General features: G+C 71.9%; 16 protein-coding genes and 1 riboswitch. Of the genes, 9 read left to right on the forward strand and 7 right to left on the reverse strand.

Features of this window, described 5'->3' with window-relative positions:
• Positions 1 to 70 precede the first annotated feature (70 nt).
• Complete coding sequence (locus BT98_RS0108200; RefSeq protein ID WP_019461994.1) at positions 71 to 508, forward strand: GNAT family N-acetyltransferase; 438 nt, start codon at positions 71 to 73, stop codon at positions 506 to 508.
• Between the two features lie 31 nt (positions 509 to 539).
• Here the strand turns inward: BT98_RS0108200 and BT98_RS0108205 are convergent, their stop codons facing one another.
• The gene (locus BT98_RS0108205; protein ID WP_019461993.1) at positions 540 to 1,781 is read right to left on the reverse strand and encodes a transcription antitermination factor NusB; all 1,242 of its coding nucleotides are present in this window, start codon (positions 1,779 to 1,781) and stop codon (positions 540 to 542) included.
• 186 nt (positions 1,782 to 1,967) lie between these two features.
• Between BT98_RS0108205 and BT98_RS23685 the strand changes: the two genes are divergently transcribed.
• Complete coding sequence (locus BT98_RS23685) at positions 1,968 to 3,821, forward strand: ArnT family glycosyltransferase (protein WP_019461992.1); 1,854 nt, start codon at positions 1,968 to 1,970, stop codon at positions 3,819 to 3,821.
• Positions 3,822 to 3,932: 111 nt separating this feature from the next.
• The gene (locus tag BT98_RS0108215; protein ID WP_019461991.1) at positions 3,933 to 4,436 is read left to right on the forward strand and encodes a pyridoxamine 5'-phosphate oxidase family protein; all 504 of its coding nucleotides are present in this window, start codon (positions 3,933 to 3,935) and stop codon (positions 4,434 to 4,436) included.
• Here BT98_RS0108215 and BT98_RS26035 read toward each other — a convergent pair.
• The 6 genes from BT98_RS26035 to BT98_RS0108245 form a co-directional block, all read right to left on the reverse strand.
• Complete coding sequence (locus BT98_RS26035; RefSeq protein WP_157223117.1) at positions 4,423 to 5,442, reverse strand: M48 family metallopeptidase; 1,020 nt, start codon at positions 5,440 to 5,442, stop codon at positions 4,423 to 4,425. The genes BT98_RS0108215 and BT98_RS26035 overlap by 14 nt on opposite strands.
• Positions 5,443 to 5,582: 140 nt before the next feature.
• Positions 5,583 to 6,713 (reverse strand): DUF898 family protein, encoded by a 1,131-nt coding sequence (locus tag BT98_RS26040; protein ID WP_081798555.1) that lies wholly within the window; start codon positions 6,711 to 6,713, stop codon positions 5,583 to 5,585.
• A 94-nt stretch (positions 6,714 to 6,807) separates the two neighbouring features.
• Positions 6,808 to 7,683: a 3-hydroxybutyryl-CoA dehydrogenase gene (locus tag BT98_RS0108230; RefSeq protein ID WP_019461988.1), complete on the reverse strand. Its 876-nt coding sequence runs from the start codon at positions 7,681 to 7,683 to the stop codon at positions 6,808 to 6,810.
• 92 nt (positions 7,684 to 7,775) lie between these two features.
• Positions 7,776 to 8,702 (reverse strand): electron transfer flavoprotein subunit alpha/FixB family protein, encoded by a 927-nt coding sequence (locus BT98_RS0108235; protein WP_019461987.1) that lies wholly within the window; start codon positions 8,700 to 8,702, stop codon positions 7,776 to 7,778.
• A 1-nt stretch (position 8,703) separates the two neighbouring features.
• Complete coding sequence (locus tag BT98_RS0108240) at positions 8,704 to 9,453, reverse strand: electron transfer flavoprotein subunit beta/FixA family protein (protein ID WP_019461986.1); 750 nt, start codon at positions 9,451 to 9,453, stop codon at positions 8,704 to 8,706.
• Between the two features lie 146 nt (positions 9,454 to 9,599).
• Positions 9,600 to 9,794 (reverse strand): twin transmembrane helix small protein, encoded by a 195-nt coding sequence (locus BT98_RS0108245; RefSeq protein WP_019461985.1) that lies wholly within the window; start codon positions 9,792 to 9,794, stop codon positions 9,600 to 9,602.
• 138 nt (positions 9,795 to 9,932) lie between these two features.
• Here BT98_RS0108245 and BT98_RS28395 point away from each other — a divergent pair, with 138 nt between their 5' ends.
• The 6 genes from BT98_RS28395 (at position 9,933) to BT98_RS0108280 (ending at position 19,151) form a co-directional block, all read left to right on the forward strand.
• Positions 9,933 to 12,482: a mechanosensitive ion channel family protein gene (locus BT98_RS28395; protein WP_019461984.1), complete on the forward strand. Its 2,550-nt coding sequence runs from the start codon at positions 9,933 to 9,935 to the stop codon at positions 12,480 to 12,482.
• Positions 12,483 to 12,726: 244 nt separating this feature from the next.
• Entirely contained in the window at positions 12,727 to 13,017 is a 291-nt protein-coding gene (locus tag BT98_RS0108255) for a hypothetical protein (protein ID WP_019461983.1), read from the forward strand.
• A 65-nt stretch (positions 13,018 to 13,082) separates the two neighbouring features.
• Positions 13,083 to 13,205: riboswitch (TPP riboswitch) on the forward strand.
• Between the two features lie 90 nt (positions 13,206 to 13,295).
• Complete coding sequence (gene thiC / locus BT98_RS0108260; protein ID WP_019461982.1) at positions 13,296 to 15,125, forward strand: phosphomethylpyrimidine synthase ThiC; 1,830 nt, start codon at positions 13,296 to 13,298, stop codon at positions 15,123 to 15,125.
• Between the two features lie 149 nt (positions 15,126 to 15,274).
• Positions 15,275 to 16,666 (forward strand): GntP family permease, encoded by a 1,392-nt coding sequence (locus BT98_RS0108265; protein WP_037250071.1) that lies wholly within the window; start codon positions 15,275 to 15,277, stop codon positions 16,664 to 16,666.
• Positions 16,667 to 17,005: 339 nt separating this feature from the next.
• Complete coding sequence (locus BT98_RS0108275) at positions 17,006 to 17,596, forward strand: GbsR/MarR family transcriptional regulator (RefSeq protein WP_019461621.1); 591 nt, start codon at positions 17,006 to 17,008, stop codon at positions 17,594 to 17,596.
• Positions 17,597 to 17,687: 91 nt separating this feature from the next.
• The gene (locus BT98_RS0108280) at positions 17,688 to 19,151 is read left to right on the forward strand and encodes a cytochrome ubiquinol oxidase subunit I (protein ID WP_019461622.1); all 1,464 of its coding nucleotides are present in this window, start codon (positions 17,688 to 17,690) and stop codon (positions 19,149 to 19,151) included.
• Positions 19,152 to 19,153 lie beyond the last annotated feature (2 nt).

Raw genomic sequence — 19,153 nt, forward strand, 5'->3', positions numbered from 1 at the left:
CGGGAAAGCCCCGCGCCTTGCGCCGCAAGTGCGGCCTTGCCCCCGGAAGGCGGGCCGGCCACCCTGGCGCATGGATGCCCAGATCGCCGTCACCGATTCGCCGGCCGAGGCCGAGCGCGAGACCGTCCTCCGGGGGCTGATCGCCTTCAACACGGAACGTGCCGGGCCGCTGGAGATGCGGCCCCTGGCGGTCATCCTGCGCGATCCGGGGACGGGCCACCCGCTGGGCGGGCTGATCGGCCGCACCACCCGGGACTGGTTCTTCGTGGAGATGTTCCACCTGCCGGCGGAAGCGCGGGGCCAGGGCACCGGCCGCCGCATCCTGATCGCGGCGGAGGAGGAGGCGCTGCGGCGCGGCTGCCGCTACGCCTGGCTCGACACCTTCAGCTTCCAGGCGCGGGGCTTCTACGAGAAGCTCGGCTACAGCGTCTTCGGCACGCTGGAGGACTACCCGGCCGGCCATTCCCGCTACTTCCTGCGCAAGACCCTGGGCGAGCCGGGCCGGTAGGAGCCGCCCCGCCCGGGGTGCGGGAAACGGCCTAGGCCCTCGCCCGGAGGCGGGCGGCGAAGAAGCCGTCCAGCCCGCCGCGTTCCGACCAGAGATCGGGCCGGGTGCGCAGCGCCCCGTCCCGCGTGACGGCTTCGGCGAGGCCGGGCACCTCCTCCGGCCGCACCGGATCGAGTTCCAGCCCCAGCGTGGCGGCCGTGGCCAGATGCGCCTCGCCCTCCTCCGGCTGCAGCGAGCAGGTGGCGAAGACCAGCCGCCCGCCGGGCTTCAATTGCCGCGCCGCCGCCGCCAGCATCCGGCGCTGCAGGTCGGCCAGCGGCGCGATGTCCGAGGCGCGCTTCAGGAAGGGCACGTCCGGGTGCCGGCGCATGGTGCCGGTGGCGGTGCAGGGCGCGTCCAGCAGGATGGCGTCGAACCGCTCCGCCGGCGCCCATTCCAGCACGTCCGCGACCGCCAGCTCCGCCTCCAGCCCCAGGCGGCGCAGGTTCTCGCCCAGGCGTCCGGCGCGCTTCGCATCCTTCTCCACCGCCGTGACCCTCGCCCCGGCGGCGGCGAGCTGCGCCGTCTTGCCGCCGGGCGCGGCGCCGAGATCGGCCACCCGCTCCCCCGGCCGCGCCGCCAGCAGCCGCGCCGGCAGGGCGGCGGCGGCATCCTGCGCCCAGAACCGCGCCTCGCCCGCCCCGGGCAGATCCGAGAAGCGCGTCCCGGCCGGAAGGCGCAGCGTGCCGGTGGGCAGCAGCTCGCCCCCTTCCGGCGGGGCAGCGCCCGGCATCAGGCTGAGGTCCAGCGGCGCGGGCTCGCGATGCGCACGGGCGATGGCGCGCACCGCCGGGCCATAGGCGGCGTGCCAGGCGCCCCAGAGCCAGGGCGGCGTGTCCAGGCGCTCGGAATCCAGCCCCTCCAGCGCCGCCGGCCCGGCCTCGGCCACGCGGCGCAGCACCGCGTTCACCAGCCCCGCCAGCGGCTTCGGCGCCAGCCCCACCGCGGCGGAGACGGCGGCATGGGGCGGCGTGCCGAGCAGGAGCAGGTCCGCCGTGCCGATGCGCAGCGCCAGCCGCGCCGGGGCCGGGGGCTCCCGCCGCAGCCAGGGCTCCAGCAGCGCGTCGATCGTGCCCAGGCGGCGCAGCACATGGGAGGCGAGGCGGTGCGCGGCGGCCCGGTCACGCGGCTCCAGCGGCGGCAACGCGTCCAGCGCTTCCTCCAGCGGGCGGTGGCGTTCCAGCACGGCGGTCAGCAGCGCCGCGGCGGTGCTTCTGGTCGGATTGATAGTCATGTCACGCTCCGTATGTCCCCGCCGTGCCGCGCATGCTAGAGGCGGCAGGGCCGCGGAATGTTTTTCCCCGCGCCCGTTCCCGTTCCGGCGCCGCGCATGGTCCCGGACGGGAACGCGGAAGGACCATGCCTCGTTGGACGGGTTCCGGCCTTCGCCATCCCGTCGCCCCAAGGGATCGATCGACTGGTGCAGCATCTCCTCGACAGGCTGCCGGAGGCGCGGCGGCCAAGGCTGTTGCTGAGCCTCCTCTGCCTGCTCCTCTGGCTCCCCGGCTTCTTCACCCTGCCGCCCGGCGATCGCGACGAGAGCCGCTTCGCCCAGGCCTCCCGCCAGATGGTGGAAAGCGGCGACTGGGTGCGCATCCGGGTGCAGGACGAGGAACGCAACAAGAAGCCCGTCGGCATCTACTGGGCTCAGGCCGGCGCCGTCACGGCGCTGGAGGCGGTGGGCATCCCGGCCCAGGGGAGGATCTGGGCCTATCGCATCCCCTCCGCCCTAGGGGCCTGGCTGGCGGTGCTGGCCACCTTCCAGTTCGGCCGGGCCCTGGTCGGGCGGCGCGCGGCCTTCCTCGGCGCGGCGCTGCTGGCCGCCAGCATCCTGCTCTGCGTCGAGGTGCATATCGCCAAGACCGACGCGGCGCTGCTCGCCACGGTGGCGGCCTCGATGGGGCTGATGGGGCGGGCCTATCTCTCGCCCGGCACCTTCACGCCCCGGCAGGCCGCCGGCTTCTGGCTGGCGCTGGGGGCGGGCATCCTGCTCAAGGGGCCGATCGGACCCATGGTGCCGCTGCTGGCCGGCATCACCCTGGCCGTGGCCGACCGCCGCGCGCCCTGGCTGCGGGCGCTGCGGCCCGGCTGGGGCGTGCCGCTGATGCTGCTGCTCTGCGTGCCCTGGCTGGTGGCGATCGGCGTGGCCACCCAGGGCCGCTTCTTTTCCGAGGCCGTGGGCAACGACATGCTGGCCAAGGTCGGCTCGGGCGAGGAGGCGCATGGCGCGCCGCCCGGCACCTACCTGCTGATCTTCGGCCTGACCGCCTTTCCCGGCGCCTTCCTGGTGCTGCGCGCCCTGGCGGGGGCCTGGGCCTCCCGCCTCCAGCCCGGTACGCGCTTCCTGCTTGCCTGGGCGGCGCCGACCTGGATCGTCTTCGAGGCGGTTTCCACCAAGCTGCCGCATTATGTCCTGCCGGCCTTCCCGGCGCTGATGCTGCTGGCCGGGGCCTGGGCGATGGACCCGCTGCGCCGCCCCGCGCCGCGCTGGCTGGCCGGGCTCGGCTGGGTCGCGCTGGTGTTGGTGGCGGCCGGGCTGGCGGTGGCGCCCTCGGTGGTGTTCTGGCTGTCCGACCGGCGCGTGGACCCCTTCGCCCTGCTCGCCATCCCGGCGGCGGCGGTGCTGGTCTGGCGCGTGCTGCACCACGCCCGTGGCGGCAGGGCCGGCGCGGAGGACCGCGTGCCCGTCGGGAACGTCGCCAACCTCGCGGCTGCCTCCGGTGCCGGTGCGGGCATGTCCGGACGCGGGAACGGCCATCCGCCGCGCTCCGCGCGCCCGGCGCCACGGCCCGCCGGAGGGGCCCGAGGTGGCGCCCAGGGCTGGAGCCAGGGCTGGCCGCGCGCCGCCCTGGCGGCCGTGCTCTGGTCGATCCCCCTGCAATGGATCGTGATGCAGGCCACCCTCCCCCGGCTGGAGGCCCCCTGGGTGGCGCCGCATCTGGCCCGGGCCGTGGCCGAGGCGGGGCGGGGCATCCCCGGCGGGTTGCCGCCGGAACGCGTGGGGCTGCTCGGCTTCCATGAGCCTTCCGCCATCTTCTCGCTGGGCACGCGCGTCACGCTGCTGGACAACGGGCAGGCGGCGGTGGCCTTCCTCGCTGCCGGGCGCAACGAGGGCGAGACCCGGCTCGTGGCCGTCGAGGCCCGCGAGGCGCCCGCTTTCCAGGCCGCCCTGGCCGCGGCCGGGCTGCGGGCGCGGGAGGCCGGGACGGTGGAGGGCTACAACTACACGCGCGGGCGGCGGGTGCGACTCTCCCTGCTGACAGTGGCGCCCTAGCGGGGTCCGCGTCCTGGCTCGGGGGAGCCGCGCGCCGGGAAGCCCACACCGGGGAACCCCGGGCCGGGGCGGGCGTTAGCGCGGATATCCGGCTTTTCGAGGAGAACGCGCATGGTCGAGACCCGCAGCGACCGGGATGCCCAGAACAAGGTCTGGGACATGATCCGGCATATCAAGGTGGCGACCATGGTGACACTGGACGCCCAGGGCCATTTCCGCGGCCGGCCGATGTGGGCGCAGCAGGAGAGCTTCGACACCACCCTGTGGTTCTTCGCCCGCAAGGATTCCCCCGTGGTGCGGGAGATCGCTGCCGATGCGCGGGTGCTGCTGTCCTATGCCGAGCCGGGCAAGCAGGACTATGTCAGCCTTTCCGGCGAGGCGAAGAGCTTCACCGACCCCGCGAAGCAGAAGGAACTCTGGAGCGAAGGCATGCGCGCCTGGTTCCCGGAAGGGCCGGAGGACCCCTCGCTGACGCTGATCGCGGTGGAGGTGGCAGGCGCCGAGTACTGGGACGCGCCCTCCTCGAAGATGCTGCACGCCTATGGCTATGTGAAGGCCATGGCCACCGGCAAGCCGCCCCAGGGCGGCGAGAATGCCAAGGTCAGCTTCGCCTGATCTCCTCTGGGCGGTCCCGGGCGGCCCGGTCCCAGAGCCCGTCCCGTGGCGGTGCCACGGGCCGGCTCCCCGGCGGACGCGATCCGCAGATCCCTCGCAGCGCCGCCCAGGAGGCATCGTCCAGGGCTGGGCCACGCGCCGGCACCGGCGGCAGGTCGGACAACCTCCGACCCGTGGGCGGGTGCGTGCTGAGATAGCCCAGGATCGCCGGCTCCCTCCCTTCCCTGTCGGCGATGCGCGTCAGGAAAACGCGCAGCCCCCCGGTGCCGATCCCGCTGCGTTCCAGCGCGGCGGCGGCCCAGGCATCCGCCTCGGCCTCGAAACCCCGGCTTCCGGACAGGACGGCTGCCCCCGCGGCCGAGGCGCTGAGCCCGGCATAGCCGGTCACGTAGCCGGTGAGCAGTTGCAGCCCCATGGCACGCGCCAGGGCCCGCATGGCGTGATTCCTGGACACATGGCCCAGCTCGTGCGCCAGGATTCCCGCCACCTCGGCGCTGTCCCCGGCCTGGTCCAGCAGCCCCCGCATCAGCACGATGCGCCCGCCGGGAAGGGCATAGGCGTTCACCGCGGGGCCATCGAGCACCATCGCCTCGACATTCGCCAGATCCGGCGCCAGCCTTCGCACCAGACCGTCCAGCGCGGCCTGCCCCTGCGGCTGCGTGCAGCGCGGCATGGACAGGTGGTCCGCGAGGATCCAGTCCGCCAGCGACCGCTCCGTCGCCGTTGGAACGAGGCGAGCCGCCATATCCGCCAGGACCGGGCCGCCGAAGAGGAAGGCGGGCAGCACCAGGCAGGCGGCCAGCACGCCAAGCGCGGCCACGACCCGTCGCCGCCGGTGCTGCCGGGTCCAGCCCTGGTCGCGCCGCAGGGCGTCACGAAGGGCTTTCGCCCTGTCGCCGGACAGCAGCAGGCGCATGCCGTCCCGGGAACTGCCCCAGGCGCAGGACAGCCCGAACTCGCCCGGCAGATCCAGGGTCACGCGCAGCCCGGAAAGCGCCCAGGCCATCCCATGCCCGTTTCCGCCCTCCACCCGGATGTGAAGCTCTCCATCGGCGAGGCGGACCGTCGCGGGGGAACCGGCCGCGCTCCGCCCGTCATAAAGGGTGGCGGCCCATTCCCCGTCGCCCGGCCTGTCCGCGCCCATTCTCAGAAGACCGAGGCCCCGGCGCCCAGGACATCCGCCAGCCCCTCGCCATGGCCGGGGCGGTAGCCTTCCGCCTGCCGCACCCGTGCCAGGCTCATCTCCCCGGACAGCAGCAGGTCGTCCGCGAAGAAGCGGAGGGAGCGGTGCTGCGCCAGGGGCCAGAGCAGCCCCAGGCTGAGCCAGACGAGAAGCGCATTGCCGAACAGGAACAGGGCGACGCGCAGGGTGCCGCGCCGGCTGCGGAAGCGCAGTTCCTCCAGGCTCGTGCTCCGCACCGTCAGGCGCCACTGCGCAGCCTGGATCAGCGACCCGGCCAGTTGGAGCGACAGGAGGAAGACCCCGCCCACGGGCAGCATCAGCACCATGAGCCGCTTGCCGAGCGCATCCTGCACCGCCGGGTCCACCCGGCCCCCGCCCTGGAAGAGCGCCGCGTTCTGCAGGATGGGCGGTAGCAGGAAGGCCGCCACGGCGGCGAAGGTCAGGATGGCGGCCAGCAGGGCCGCCAGCAGATACCACGGGAAAAGCTGACCGCCCCGGCCGGTGAAGGTGAACCGCGCCGTGCCATAGGAGGTCTCGCCCAGCGTCCAGCGCAGCGAGGTCGCGGCCATCCAGGGCAGGGAGAGGCCCAGGGTCAGGAAGCTCAGGAACATCCGTCCCAGCATCCCGGCGCCATAGCGCCAGGGCGAGCCGGACAGGTGGAAGGCGACCCCGTTCAGCAGGGTGCGGCTCAGCAGATAGCGGCGGGCGGTGAAGGCACCAGCGAAGCCGAGCAGGCCGGCGGGCAGGTAGAGGGCGAAGGAAGCCAGCCGCGCGGCCTCCGGCGCGAGCATCTGCGTCAGGCCCATGGCGAACAGGAGCGGGACGATCACGAGAAGGGCGAGAAGGAAGCCCCGGAACAGTTCTCCGCCCGTCCCGGTATATTCCAGCCTCTGCCCGTCCAGGCTGAGGTGCTGCCAGACATGGCGGCGCAGCCGCGTGCGGGCCCAGAAGCGCCAGATGCCGAGGGTCAGCACGGTCAGGAGAAGATTGAGGAAGAAGATCCGGTAGAGATCCCCCAGCCGCCCGTCATAGCGCAGGCGGTGGCCGGGCGCGGCCCCCGGGGCATGCTCCGGCACTGGTCCCTGGCTGGACATCCTTCGAATCGCTCTCCGAACCGTTCGTCCGGAGAATTATCGCATTGGTGCAACCTAAAGGTGTATAGGCAAAATCTCTTTTTCTGGATTTTGCCTAACGCGCTGGCTTCGGCGTCTCGCCCGAATAGTCGTAGAAGCCCTTGCCCGTCTTCCGGCCCAGCCAGCCGGCATCGACGTACTTCACCAGCAGCGGCGAGGGCCGGTACTTGCTGTCGCCCAGCCCCTCATGCAGCACCCGCATGATGGACAGGCAGGTGTCCAGGCCGATGAAGTCGGCCAGTTCCAGCGGCCCCATCGGCTGGTTGGTGCCGAGCTTCATGGCCGTGTCGATGGACACCACGTCGCCCACCCCTTCCTGCAGAGCGGTCACGGCCTCGTTGATCATCGGCAGCAGGATGCGGTTGACGATGAAGCCCGGATAGTCTTCCGCCGAGGCCACCGTCTTGCCCAGGCGCTTCGCCAGCGCCTCCACCGCCCGCACGGTGGCCTCCTCGGTGGCGATGCCGCGGATCACCTCCACCAGCTTCATCACCGGCACCGGGTTGAAGAAGTGCATGCCGATGAAGCGGCCCGGCCGGTCCGTCGCGCTGGCCAGGCGGGTGATGGAGATGCTGCTGGTGTTGCTGGCGAGGATCGCTTCCGGCTTCAGCTCCGGGCAGAGCCCGGCGAAGATCTTGCGCTTCAGCTCCTCGCGCTCGGTCGCGGCCTCGATCACGATGTCGCAGCCACCCAGCCCCGCCATGTCGGTGCCGGCCGTGATGCGCCCCAGCGCGGCCTCCTTGTCGGCGGCCTGGATCGTGCCCTTGGCCACCTGCCGGTCCAGGTTCTTCGCCATGGTGGCGCGCGCCTTCTCCAGCGCCGCCTCGCTGACATCCACCAGCGTCACGGCGAGGCCGGACACGGCGCAGACCTGCGCGATGCCGTTGCCCATCTGCCCGGCGCCGATCACGCCGACGGAAGCGATCTCCAAAGCCTCTTCTCCCTCTCGCGGTGTTGCAGCGCCGCCCCGCGGGAGCCGCGGGCCGGGGCGGTTCCGGAACGGGGGCCGAAGCCCGCCGCTGCTCAGCCCTTGTCGAGGGCGGCGGTCAGTTCCGGCACGATGGTGAAGAGGTCGCCCACGAGGCCGTAGTCGGCAACCTGGAAGATCGGCGCCTCCTCGTCCTTGTTGACGGCCACGATCACCTTGCTGTCCTTCATGCCGGCGAGGTGCTGGATCGCCCCCGAGATGCCGAAGGCCATGTAGAGCTCCGGCGCCACGATCTTGCCGGTCTGCCCCACCTGGTGGTCGTTGGGCGCATAGCCCGCATCCACCGCCGCGCGCGAGGCACCGACCGCGGCGCCCAGCCCGTCCGCCAGCTTGTCCAGGATCGCGAAGTTCTCCGCCGAGCCCATGGCGCGGCCGCCCGAGATCACCACCCGCGCCGCCGTCAGCTCAGGGCGTTCGCTCTTCGCGATCTCGGCACCCACGAAGCTGGACACCCCCGGATCGGCCGCCGCCGCCGCGCTTTCCACGGGGGCGGAGCCGCCCTCGGCCGGCACCGGGTCGAAGGAGGCGGCCCGCACCGTGATCACCTTCGTCGCATCCGCCGACTTCACCGTCGCCAGCGCGTTGCCCGCATAGATCGGCCGCACGAAGGTATCGGCATCCACCACGCCCGAGATGTCGCTCACCGGCTGCACGTCCAGCAGCGCGGCGGCGCGCGGCATCACGTTCTTGCCCACCGCCGTCGCGGGGGCCAGCAGGTGGGAGTAGCCGGGCGCCAGCTGCACCAGCAGCGCCGCCAGCGGCTCGGCCAGCATGTGCCCGTCGCCCTCGGCATGCAGCACCTTGGCGATGCCGGGGATGCCGGCGGCGGCCTGCGCCGCGGCGGCGGGGCCGGAGACCAGGAGATGCACCTCGCCGCCCAGCTTCCGGGCGGCGGCGATGGCGGAACGGGTCGGCTGGTTGACGGCGGCGCCGTCGTGATCGGCCAGGACGAGGACGCTCATCTCAGATCACCTTGGCTTCGTTGCGCAGCTTGTCCACCAGCTCGGCCACCGAGCCCACCTTCACGCCCGCCTGGCGCTTCGGCGGCTCCTCGACCTTCAGCGTGGTCAGGCGCGGGCCCGCATCGACGCCCAGGTCGGCGGGCTTCACCGTCTCGATCGGCTTCTTGCGCGCCTTCATGATGTTGGGCAGCGAGGCATAGCGCGGCTCGTTCAGGCGCAGGTCGGTGGTCACCACCGCCGGCAGCTTCAGCGACACCGTCTCCAGCCCGCCATCGATCTCGCGCGTCACCTTCGCGGTGCCGTCGGCGATCTCCACCTTCGAGGCGAAGGTGCCCTGGCCCCAGCCCAGCAGCGCCGCCAGCATCTGGCCGGTGGCGTTCATGTCGTCGTCGATGGCCTGCTTGCCCATCACGATCAGCCCCGGCTGCTCGCGCCCGGCCAGCGCCTTCAGGATCTTGGCCACCGCCAGCGGCTCGACCACGCCCTCCTGCTCCACCAGGATGCCGCGGTCGGCGCCCATGGCGAGCGCGGTGCGGATCTGCTCCTGCGCCTGGGTGGGGCCGACGGAGACCGCCACGATCTCGGTGGCGATGCCCTTCTCCTTCAGGCGCACCGCTTCCTCGACCGCGATCTCGTCGAAGGGGTTCATCGACATCTTGACGTTCGCCGTCTCGACGCCCGTCCCGTCCGACTTCACCCGTACCTTGACGTTGTAGTCCACCACCCGCTTCACGGGCACGAGAAGCTTCATCTTGTTTCCAGCCGTTTCCCGAGACGATGGCGGGACCAGTGCCCGCCGGAGGATCGGCCCGCGCATCGGCGGACCAGGTGCCGCGGACCATAGGGCGGGGAATTACGGGCTGGCAAGGCGGGGAACCCCTGCCACGATGCCCCCCCCTAGCGGCGTGTCAGCAGCAGGAGCAGGGCGAAGAGCCCCAGCGCCAGGGCCTGGAGCCCGACGCGCCAGCGCATCAGCCGGTTGGACCGCGCCCCGTCCCCCGTTCCGCCCACCATGCCGATCATGCCGGCGAAGAGGACACCGAGCGTGGCCAGCATGGCGAGCGCCACCAGGATGGTGAGGAGCGTGATCATGCGATCAGAGTTGTGCCGGAACGGCCGGAGTGCAACGCCCCGGCCCGCATCGCCGCCGGACGCCCGCATGGATGGCGAGGGTGCCCGGCGGCGATGCCCGATTGACCGGCACGGCGGGGCGCGGTCCAAGGCGCCACCATGCCCCGTCGCCCTTTCGCCAGGCTTCTGGCCCTGCTGCTCCTGGCCAGCCTGATCCTGGCCCTGCCGCTTCCCCTGGCCAGCCCGGGGGCACTGACCCGGATGGCGCTGGCTCAGATGGCGCCGGCCGAGCCCCTGCCGCCCGCGCAGGCGGTGCCCCCCGCCCCGGCAGCGCCCGCCGCCCCGCCCCGCCCCGCCGAGGCTTCACCGGCGCCGCGCCCGGCTCCACCGGCCGCCCATAACGGCAACCAGCCCGCCAGCCCGGGCCGCGCCGCCAGCCTGCCGCCGGGCGAGGCCGAGCGCATGCTGGGCGTGCTGCGCGACGAGACCCGCCGCAACGAGCTGATCCGCAGCCTGGAAACCCTGGGCGCGGCCGAGCGGGCCAGGCGCGAGGGCGGCACCCCCGCCCCGGCCGAAGCCCCCGCCGGGGCCCTTCCCCCGGCGCCCGCATCCGCCTCCTCCGCCGCGCCTGTGGAGGGAGCGGCCGCCCCGCCCTCCGCCGCGGCCGCCCCCACCGCGGAGGCTCCCGCCACGCCCCAGGCCAGCTCCGTGGTGGTGCCGAACAACCTGGTCGGCCAGATCGCCAGCGGCGCGGCCGAGCGCCTGCGCCATGCGCTGGACCAGGTCATGGCCGGTGCCCGCGTGCTCGCCGACCTGCCGGCCGTGGCCTCCTGGGCCTCCGGCGTGGCGCGCGACCCGGTGGCGCGGGTCCGCATCACCGATGCCGCCTGGAAGATGCTGCTGACCTTCGGCCTGGGCGTGCTGGCAGAGATCGCGGTCTATCACCTGCTGCGCGTGCCGCGCCGGCGGCTGGACGCCATGGCCCCGGCCCCGGGCGGCCGCTGGAACTGGCTGCGCCGCGTGCCCGTCGTGGCCGGGCGCCTGCTGCTGGACCTGCTGCCGGTGCTGGGCTTCGCCCTGGTCGCCTATCCGATGGTGGAGGCGGTGCGCCCCCTGCCCACCACGGAGCTGGTGCTGCTCACCATCAACAATGCCTATGTGCTGTGCCGGGCCATCATGATGGCCTCGCGCATGCTGCTCTCGCCCGCCTCGGCGCATCTGCGGCTGGTCCGCATGCCGGACGAGACGGCGGCCTACTTCACCCGCTGGCTGCGCCGCATCGTGGGGCTGTCGGTCTTCGGCTATGCGCTGGCGGAGGCCAGCCTGCAGTTCGGCGTCCCCTGGGCGGTGCATGACGGCATCATCCGGCTGATCATGCTGCTGGTCTCGCTGATGCTGGTCATCGTCGTGGTGCAGAAGCGCCAGGTGGTCGCCGGGCTGCTGCGCGCCCCGGCCCTGCCGCCCGGCGAGGAGCCCTCGGGATCCCGCGCCGCGCTGCGCACGCTGCGCAACCGCCTGGCCGAGATCTGGCACGTGGTGGTGATCCTCTGGCTGCTCGCGCTCTGGGGCGTCTGGGCGCTGGAGGTACCGGACGGCTTCTCGCGCCTGCTGCGCGGCACCGGGGCGACGCTGCTGATCCTGGGCGTGGCCAAGGGGCTCGATGTCGGCCTGCGCCAGCTCCTGGACCGCGCCATGGCGCTTCCCGCCGGCCTCGCCGCCCGCTATCCCGGGCTGGAGCTGCGCGCCACCCGCTACGGGCCCCTGTTGCGCGGCCTGGTGAGCGGCGTGCTGACCGTGGCGGCCCTGCTTCTGCTGCTGGAGGCCTGGGGCATCGGCGCCTTCGCCTGGTTCACCCAGGGGCGGCTGGGCTCGCGCATCCTGGGGGCGCTGGGCTCCATCGGCGTCAGCGCGCTGGTGGCCATCCTGGTGTGGGAGGTGGCGAACAGCGCCATCGCCCGCCAGCTCACCAAGGCCTCGCGCGAGGGCCAGGCCGCGCGCTCGGCCCGGGTACGCACCCTGCTGCCGATGATGCGCACGGCGCTGATGATCGTGATCCTGATCTTCCTGGTGCTGAACGTGCTGAGCGAGATCGGGGTCAACGTGGCGCCGCTGATCGCCGGCGCCTCGGTCGTCGGCGTGGCCATCGGCTTCGGCTCGCAGACGCTGGTGAAGGACGTGGTGACCGGCCTCTTCCTGCTGCTGGAGGACGCGGTGGCGGTGGGCGACAGCGTCACCCTCGGCACGCCGCCGCAGACCGGGGTGGTGGAGCGGCTCTCGATCCGCTCCATCCGCCTGCGCGCGATGGACGGGTCGGTGCACATCATCCCCTTCTCCGCCGTCACCTCGGTCACCAACATGACCCGCGACTTCGCCTTCGCCATGCTGGAATTCTCGCTCTCCTATGGCGAGGACACCGACCGCGTGGCCGAGGTGCTGCGCCAGATCGCGAAGGAGATGCGGGCTGAGGCACGCTGGAGCGGCGCGATCCGCGACGACCTGGACGTCATGGGCGTGGATCGCCTGCTGGAGACCGGCGTGGTGCTGCGCGCCCGGCTGAAGACCGAGCCCTCGCAGCGCTTCCCGGTGGGGCGGGAGATGAACCGCCGCATCCAGGCGAGGTTCGAGGAGCTGGGCATCGTCATCCCCTCCCCCTGGCGCAAGGCCGCCACGGAGGAGGACCAGATGCATGCGACCGGCGCGAGTGCCTGACCTCTGCCATGCCTCCGGCGCGGGCCAGCTCCGCGCCGGTTTTGTCCGGGCCGCCTGTACAGCCGCCCGAAGCCCGTCCTAGGCTCGCCAATATGACGGTCCGGACCTTCACGCGGCGAATTACACGCCCGGTCGCCTGAGCGCCGCCCGGGGGGCCATCCCCCTCCGAGGCGGGCGAAGAGCGGCCGGGACAATGATCCGTCACCCCCTCTTCGCCGCGTTTTGTCCGGAGGCCTCCAGAGCCATGTCCGACCACCTTCCCGTCGCCGCCCGCTTCAGCCTGCTCGCCGAACCCTCGCCCGGCCTGTTGCCGCGCGCCATGCAGCCCTTCGCCAAGCGCGACCTCGTGCCCGACCATTTCGCCTCGCACCGCGAGGGCGGCACGCTGCGCCTGTCCTTCGGCATGAAGGCCATGCCGGCGGAGATGGTGAACCTCGTGCGCGGCGACCTCGCCCGCCTCGTCGGCGTGCTGGAGCTCCAGGTGGAGCAGGGCGAGATGGAGCGCGGCCCCGCGGTGCTCGCCGTCGCCGCCTGAGCACACGAAGCCGCGAGGGCGGCCGCGCCCGTTGACACGGCCCGCGCCGCGTGGCCCTGATGCGGGCATGTTCCAAGGGGGGTCCCGGTCCAGGGGCTGAGATAGCGCTGGGGCATCCTGCCCGCCGCGCTGACCCTTTGAACCTGATCCGGGTCATGCCGGCGAAGGGACAGGAACGGGCCGCCACGGGCCGGGATATGATTCCGTAGGCGTCCCACCCCGACGTCACACCAGACGACCCGGATCTCCGACCATGCGCAGGTGCAGGAGATCCGACCGTGCCAGACAGCCTTCCCCCGAAATCCCCGCCGGCGATCGGCGAGGTCGTGACCGGCCCGATCCCGGGCTCCCGCCGCGTCTATGTGGAATGCCCGGCGCGCGGCTTCCGCGTGCCCTTCCGCGAGATCGCGGTGCATCCCTCCGCCGAGGAGCCGCCCGTCACGCTCTACGACGCCTCCGGCCCCTATACCGACCCCGAGGCGAAGGTGGACATCGCGAGCGGCCTCGCCCGCATCCGTGACGCCTGGGTCCGCGCCCGGGGCGATGTGGAGGAGACCGAGGGCCGCGCCATCCGGCCGGAGGACAACGGCAACGTGTCCGACAGCCACCGCGTGCCGCAGTTCCCGGGCCGCATCCGCCCGCTGAAGGCGAAGGCCGGCGCGGCGGTGACGCAGATGGCCTATGCCCGGCGCGGCATCGTCACGCCGGAGATGGAGTTCGTCGCCATCCGCGAGAACATGCGCCGCGAGATGCTGCGCGAGGTCATCCGCGACGGCGAGGATTTCGGCGCCAGCATCCCCGATGTGGTGACGGCGGAATTCGTGCGCGACGAGATCGCCCGCGGCCGCGCCATCATCCCGAACAACGTGAACCACCCGGAATCCGAGCCGATGGCGATCGGGCGGAACTTCCTGGTGAAGATCAACGCCAATATCGGCAATTCCGCGGTCAGCTCCTCGGTGGCGGAGGAGGTGGACAAGATGGTCTGGGCGATCCGCTGGGGCGCCGACACCATCATGGACCTTTCCACCGGGCGCAACATCCACGACACGCGCGAATGGATCCTGCGCAACGCCCCCGTGCCGGTCGGCACGGTGCCGCTGTACCAGGCGCTGGAGAAGGTCGGCGGCGTGGCCGAGGACCTGAGCTGGGAGGTGTTCCGCGACACGCTGATCGAGCAGGCGGAACAGGGCGTGGACTACTTCACCATCCATGCCGGCGTGCGCCTCGCCCATGTGCCGCTCACCGCGCGGCGCGTCACAGGCATCGTTTCGCGCGGCGGCTCGATCATGGCCAAGTGGTGCCTGGCGCATCACCGGGAAAGCTTCCTCTACACCCGCTTCGACGAGATCTGCGAGATCATGCGGGCCTATGACGTCGCCTTCTCGCTGGGCGACGGCCTGCGCCCGGGCTCCATCGCCGATGCCAACGACGCGGCGCAGTTCGCCGAGCTGGAAACGCTGGGCGAGCTGACCCAGGTCGCCTGGAAGCACGACTGCCAGGTGATGATTGAGGGCCCCGGCCATGTGCCGATGCACAAGATCAAGGCCAACATGGACAAGCAGCTCGCGGTCTGCGGCGAGGCGCCCTTCTACACGCTCGGCCCGCTCACGACCGACGTGGCGCCGGGCTATGACCACATCACCTCGGCCATCGGCGCGGCGATGATCGGCTGGTTCGGCACGGCGATGCTCTGCTACGTCACGCCGAAGGAGCATCTGGGCCTGCCGGACCGCGACGACGTGAAGGCCGGCGTGATCGCCTACAAGATCGCCGCCCATGCCGCCGACCTCGCCAAGGGCCACCCCACGGCGCAGGCCTGGGACGATGCGCTGAGCCGCGCGCGCTTCGAGTTCCGCTGGGAGGACCAGTTCAACCTCGGCCTCGATCCGGAAACGGCGCGCGCCTACCACGACGAGACGCTGCCCAAGGAGGCGCACAAGGTCGCGCATTTCTGCTCCATGTGCGGACCCAAGTTCTGCTCCATGAAGATCAGCCAGGACATCCGCGACGAGGCCATCCGCGCCGCCGCCGAGGAAGGCATGGCCGAGATGGCGGAACGCTTCCGCGACGGCGGCAGCCAGATCTACAGCCCCGCCGCGGAATAGGGCCGGCACGCCGGGGCGGGGGTTGCCCCCGCCCCGGCATAGGATTTGCCACGCATCCGGATCGTCTCGCGGGCGGTCACATGGCTGCCCTGCTTTGACACGGTTTTCGCCCTGCGGGAGCCTCCATCCGGACTGGTGGAGAGATATCCATGACAGCGGCCTGGAACAGCGGCGACACGCTTCTTCTCATCGCCGCCGCCGTCGCGCTGGGCGCGATCGTGCTGCTGATCGCCTGGGGGCGGATCGCGGCCTTTCTCGCCATCATGCTGGGCGCCGGCGTCTTCGCCGCCATCACCGGCCTGCCGATCGAGAAGCTCACCCCCGCCTTCGAGCATGGCGCGGGCGGCGTGCTGGGCGATATCGGCGTTGTGATCGCCCTCGGCGCCATGCTGGGCGGGCTGCTGACCGCGGGCGGCGCGGCCGACCGCATCGTGGACGGCGTGCTGCAGCATGCCACGGCGCGCAGCCTGCCCTGGCTGCTGGCGCTGGTGGCCATGCTGATCGGCCTGCCGCTCTTCTTCGAGGTCGGGCTGGTCATCATGATCCCGATCATCTTCGCCATGGCGCGGAAGACGAAGCTGCCGGTGATGCAGGTCGCCATCCCCGCGCTTGCCGGCATGACGACGCTGCACGCGCTGGTGCCGCCGCATCCCGGGCCGTTGATCGGCATCGCGCAGCTCCATGCGGATCTCGGCCTGACCCTGGGCTTCGGCCTGCTGATCGCGGTGCCGGCGGTGGCCCTGGCCGGGCCGCTCTACAGCAAGGTGATCGTGCGCATCCCCTCGATGCGCGAGGCCGGGCAGGCCGCGACGCAAAGGAAGGAGGAGCAGCATGGCGAGGCCTGGGTCACGCTGGGCTCCCGCCCCTCCTTCACCCTGTCGCTGCTGGTGCTGCTGCTGCCGGTCGCGCTGATGCTCTGCCGCACCGTGGCGCAGGTGGCGCTGCCGCCCGGCGCGGCGCGGACCCTGCTGGAGGCCGTCGGCGCCCCCATCGTGGCCCTGGCGGCCAGCGTGGTCTTCGCCGCCATCGCCCTGGGCTGGGCCCGCGGCGCCACGCGGACCGAGGTGGGCAAGGTGATGAGCGCCGCCCTGCCGCCCATCGCCATCCTGCTGCTGACCATCGGCGCGGGCGGCGGCTTCAAGCAGGTGCTGGTGGAGGCCGGCATCACCGGCACCCTGGGCAAGATCGCGCAGGACACCGGCATGCCGCTGGTGCTGCTCGCCTGGCTGATCGCCGTCTGCCTGCGGCAGGCCACAGGCTCCGCCACCGTGGCGACCACGGCGGTGGCCGGGCTGATGGCGCCCCTGGTCGGCGGCTTCGGCCTGACCCCGGCGCAGACTTCGCTCCTCGTGCTCGCCATCGGCTCGGGCTCGGTCTTCTTCTGCCACGTCAACGATGCGGGCTTCTGGATGATCCGGGAGTTCTTCGGCCTGCGCCTCGGCCAGACGGTCTGGGCCTGGTCGGTGCTGCAGACCATCGTGTCCGTGACGGGGCTGGTGCTGACCGCCCTGCTCTGGGGCCCCGCGGGCTGGATGGGCTGACGGCGCGGGGGGGGCAGCCAGCCCGGGTTCAGGGGGCCATGTAGATCGGGCGCTCGGTGATGGAAACGAGTTGCCCGCCGGGCGCGAGGGCGTCCGGCCGCGTCCGGCCGCGTCCGGCGGGCCGCGTCGCGCCCTTGCGCGGCACTCCGGCTACCTCCCCCATCCCGCCTGCCGGGAAACGGCGAGCGCGGCCCATTCGCACATGCACCAATGCCGGCCGCCCCGATGCTATCCATCCGGGCGCAGGACATGAAGCTCCGGCCTCGCGCAAAGGGGACTTGCCTTCTTTGTTTTCGGTCCATATTGAAACTTCAGAAATTACTGAAATAACCGGACGCCATGGACCTCCCCCCCCTTACCCAGGCTTTCGTGCTGCATTTCGGCGAGATGGGCAGCCGCTGGGGCATCAACCGCACGGTGGGGCAGATCTACGCCCTGCTCTATGTGTCGGAGGAGCCCCTCTGCGCCGACCAGATCGTGGAAGGCCTGGGGATCTCGCGCTCCAACACCTCCATGGGGCTGAAGGAACTGCAGGCCTGGAACCTCGTGGTGCTGCGGCACCGGCCCGGCGACCGGCGGGACTTCTTCACCACTCCCGGCGATGTCTGGCAGATCCTCCGCACCCTGGCCGAGGAACGGAAGAAGCGGGAGGTGGACCCAACCCTGTCCGTGCTGCGGGAGTTGCTGATGCAGCAGCCCGGCAGCGAGGCGGAGCGCCACGCCCAGGACCGGATGGCGGAGATGCACGAGCTGATCGAGCAGCTCGGCCGCTGGTACGACGACGTGAAGACGCTGGAGACGGAGCGCCTGGCCATGCTCCTGTCGCTCGGCGCGCGCGTGACCCGGCTGCTGGATGCCAAGGACCGGCTGGTTTCCATCGCGCGCGGCCCGCGCCTGCCGGGGGAAGCCATTCCCGGAAAAGAGGGCTGAGGCGCAAGCCCCCGCTTTTGTGACCCATCTCCCTTCGCCAACTGCGCTCAACTGACGAAGCGCGAAGCCCGAATCCGTGGAGCCCCCGCCCATGATCGAGTCCCTGCTGCCCAGCGCGCTGGACCTCGCCCGCTTCCAGTTCGCCTTCGTGGTGGTCTGGCACTTCCTCTTTCCCGCCTTCACCATCGGTCTCGCCTCCTATCTCGCGGTGCTGGAGGCGCGCTGGCTCTGGACGGGAGATGCCGTCTATCTCGACACCTTCCGCTACTGGCTGAAGATCTTCGCCATCGCCTTCGCCATGGGCGTGGTCTCGGGCATCGTCATGTCCTACCAGTTCGGCACCAACTGGTCGGGGCTCTCGCGCCTGGCGGGGCCGATCCTGGGGCCGCTGCTCGGCTACGAGGTGCTGACCGCCTTCTTCCTGGAGGCCGGCTTCCTCGGCGTGATGCTCTTCGGGCTGGAACGCGTGGGCAAGGGGCTGCACTTCACCGCCACCTGCCTCGTCGCCATCGGCACCTGCTTCTCCGCCTTCTGGATCCTGTCCGCCAATTCCTGGATGCAGACGCCGCAGGGCTTCAGCATCGCGCCCGACGGCAGCTTCCATCCGGAGGACTGGTGGGCGATCATCTTCAACCCCTCCTTCCCCTATCGCTTCGCCCACACCGTCACCGGCGCCTATCTCACCACCGCCCTGATCGTCGGCGCGGTCGGCGCCTTCCACGTGCTGCGGGAGCGGCGCAACGACACGCTCGGCACGCGGGAGCCCAATCCGCGCGCCCGGGTGATGCTGTCCATGGCGATGTGGATGCTCACCATCGTGGCGCCCATCCAGGCGGTGCTGGGCGACCTGCATGGCGGCAACACCTTCCACCACCAGCCGGCCAAGCTCGCCGCCATGGAGGGGCATTTCGAGACGGAGCGCGGTGCCCCTGCCATCCTCTTCGGCATCCCCTCGGCCGAGGAGGAGCGCACGCGGCTGCAGATCGGCATCCCGAACCTCGCCAGCCTCTACCTCACCCATAGCTGGACCGGCGAGGTGCGCGGGCTGAAGGACCTGCCGCGCGACCACTGGCCGACCAACATCCCGCTGGTCTTCTTCGCCTTCCGCGTCATGGTGGCGCTCGGCCTGCTGATGATCGGGCTGGGGCTGAGCAGCCTCGTGCTGCGCCTGCGCGGACGGCTCTACGACACGCCCTGGCTGCTGCGCGCCGCCATCGCCATGGGCCCGGCCGGGCTGCTGGCGGTGACGGCGGGCTGGATCGTGACCGAGGCCGGGCGCCAGCCCTTCACCGTCTATGGCCACCTGACCACGGCGAACAGCGTCGCGCCGATCGGGGCACCGGCCGTGGCCACCTCGCTGGTGGCCTTCGCCATTGTCTATTTCATCGTCTTCGGCGCCGGCATCTGGTTCCTCTTCCGCCTCTTCTCGCAGACGCCGCAGGCGCATGAGGAAGGGCCTCCCACCGACAAGCCGATCCGCTCGGCGGGCACCACCCCGGCGCCTTCGGCCCGGCGCGGGCCGGACCCGCGTCCCCAGACCCAGCCGGCGGAGTAAGG

Source organism: Roseomonas mucosa ATCC BAA-692, assembly GCF_000622225.1.
GTDB classification, from domain to species: Bacteria; Pseudomonadota; Alphaproteobacteria; order Acetobacterales; family Acetobacteraceae; genus Roseomonas; species Roseomonas mucosa.

What these genes read in the sequence shown, in the direction of transcription:
- BT98_RS0108200 (WP_019461994.1), top strand. Translation starts at nt 71, where the DNA reads ATGGATGCCCAGATCGCCGTCACCGATTCGCCGGCCGAGGCCGAGCGC.
- BT98_RS0108205 (WP_019461993.1), bottom strand. Translation starts at nt 1,781, where the DNA reads ATGACTATCAATCCGACCAGAAGCACCGCCGCGGCGCTGCTGACCGCC.
- BT98_RS0108215 (WP_019461991.1), top strand. Translation starts at nt 3,933, where the DNA reads ATGGTCGAGACCCGCAGCGACCGGGATGCCCAGAACAAGGTCTGGGAC.
- BT98_RS26035 (WP_157223117.1), bottom strand. Translation starts at nt 5,442, where the DNA reads ATGGCCTGGGCGCTTTCCGGGCTGCGCGTGACCCTGGATCTGCCGGGC.
- BT98_RS26040 (WP_081798555.1), bottom strand. Translation starts at nt 6,713, where the DNA reads ATGTCCAGCCAGGGACCAGTGCCGGAGCATGCCCCGGGGGCCGCGCCC.
- BT98_RS0108235 (WP_019461987.1), bottom strand. Translation starts at nt 8,702, where the DNA reads ATGAGCGTCCTCGTCCTGGCCGATCACGACGGCGCCGCCGTCAACCAG.
- BT98_RS0108240 (WP_019461986.1), bottom strand. Translation starts at nt 9,453, where the DNA reads ATGAAGCTTCTCGTGCCCGTGAAGCGGGTGGTGGACTACAACGTCAAG.
- BT98_RS0108245 (WP_019461985.1), bottom strand. Translation starts at nt 9,794, where the DNA reads ATGATCACGCTCCTCACCATCCTGGTGGCGCTCGCCATGCTGGCCACG.
- BT98_RS28395 (WP_019461984.1), top strand. Translation starts at nt 9,933, where the DNA reads ATGCCCCGTCGCCCTTTCGCCAGGCTTCTGGCCCTGCTGCTCCTGGCC.
- BT98_RS0108255 (WP_019461983.1), top strand. Translation starts at nt 12,727, where the DNA reads ATGTCCGACCACCTTCCCGTCGCCGCCCGCTTCAGCCTGCTCGCCGAA.
- BT98_RS0108265 (WP_037250071.1), top strand. Translation starts at nt 15,275, where the DNA reads ATGACAGCGGCCTGGAACAGCGGCGACACGCTTCTTCTCATCGCCGCC.
- BT98_RS0108275 (WP_019461621.1), top strand. Translation starts at nt 17,006, where the DNA reads ATGGACCTCCCCCCCCTTACCCAGGCTTTCGTGCTGCATTTCGGCGAG.
- BT98_RS0108280 (WP_019461622.1), top strand. Translation starts at nt 17,688, where the DNA reads ATGATCGAGTCCCTGCTGCCCAGCGCGCTGGACCTCGCCCGCTTCCAG.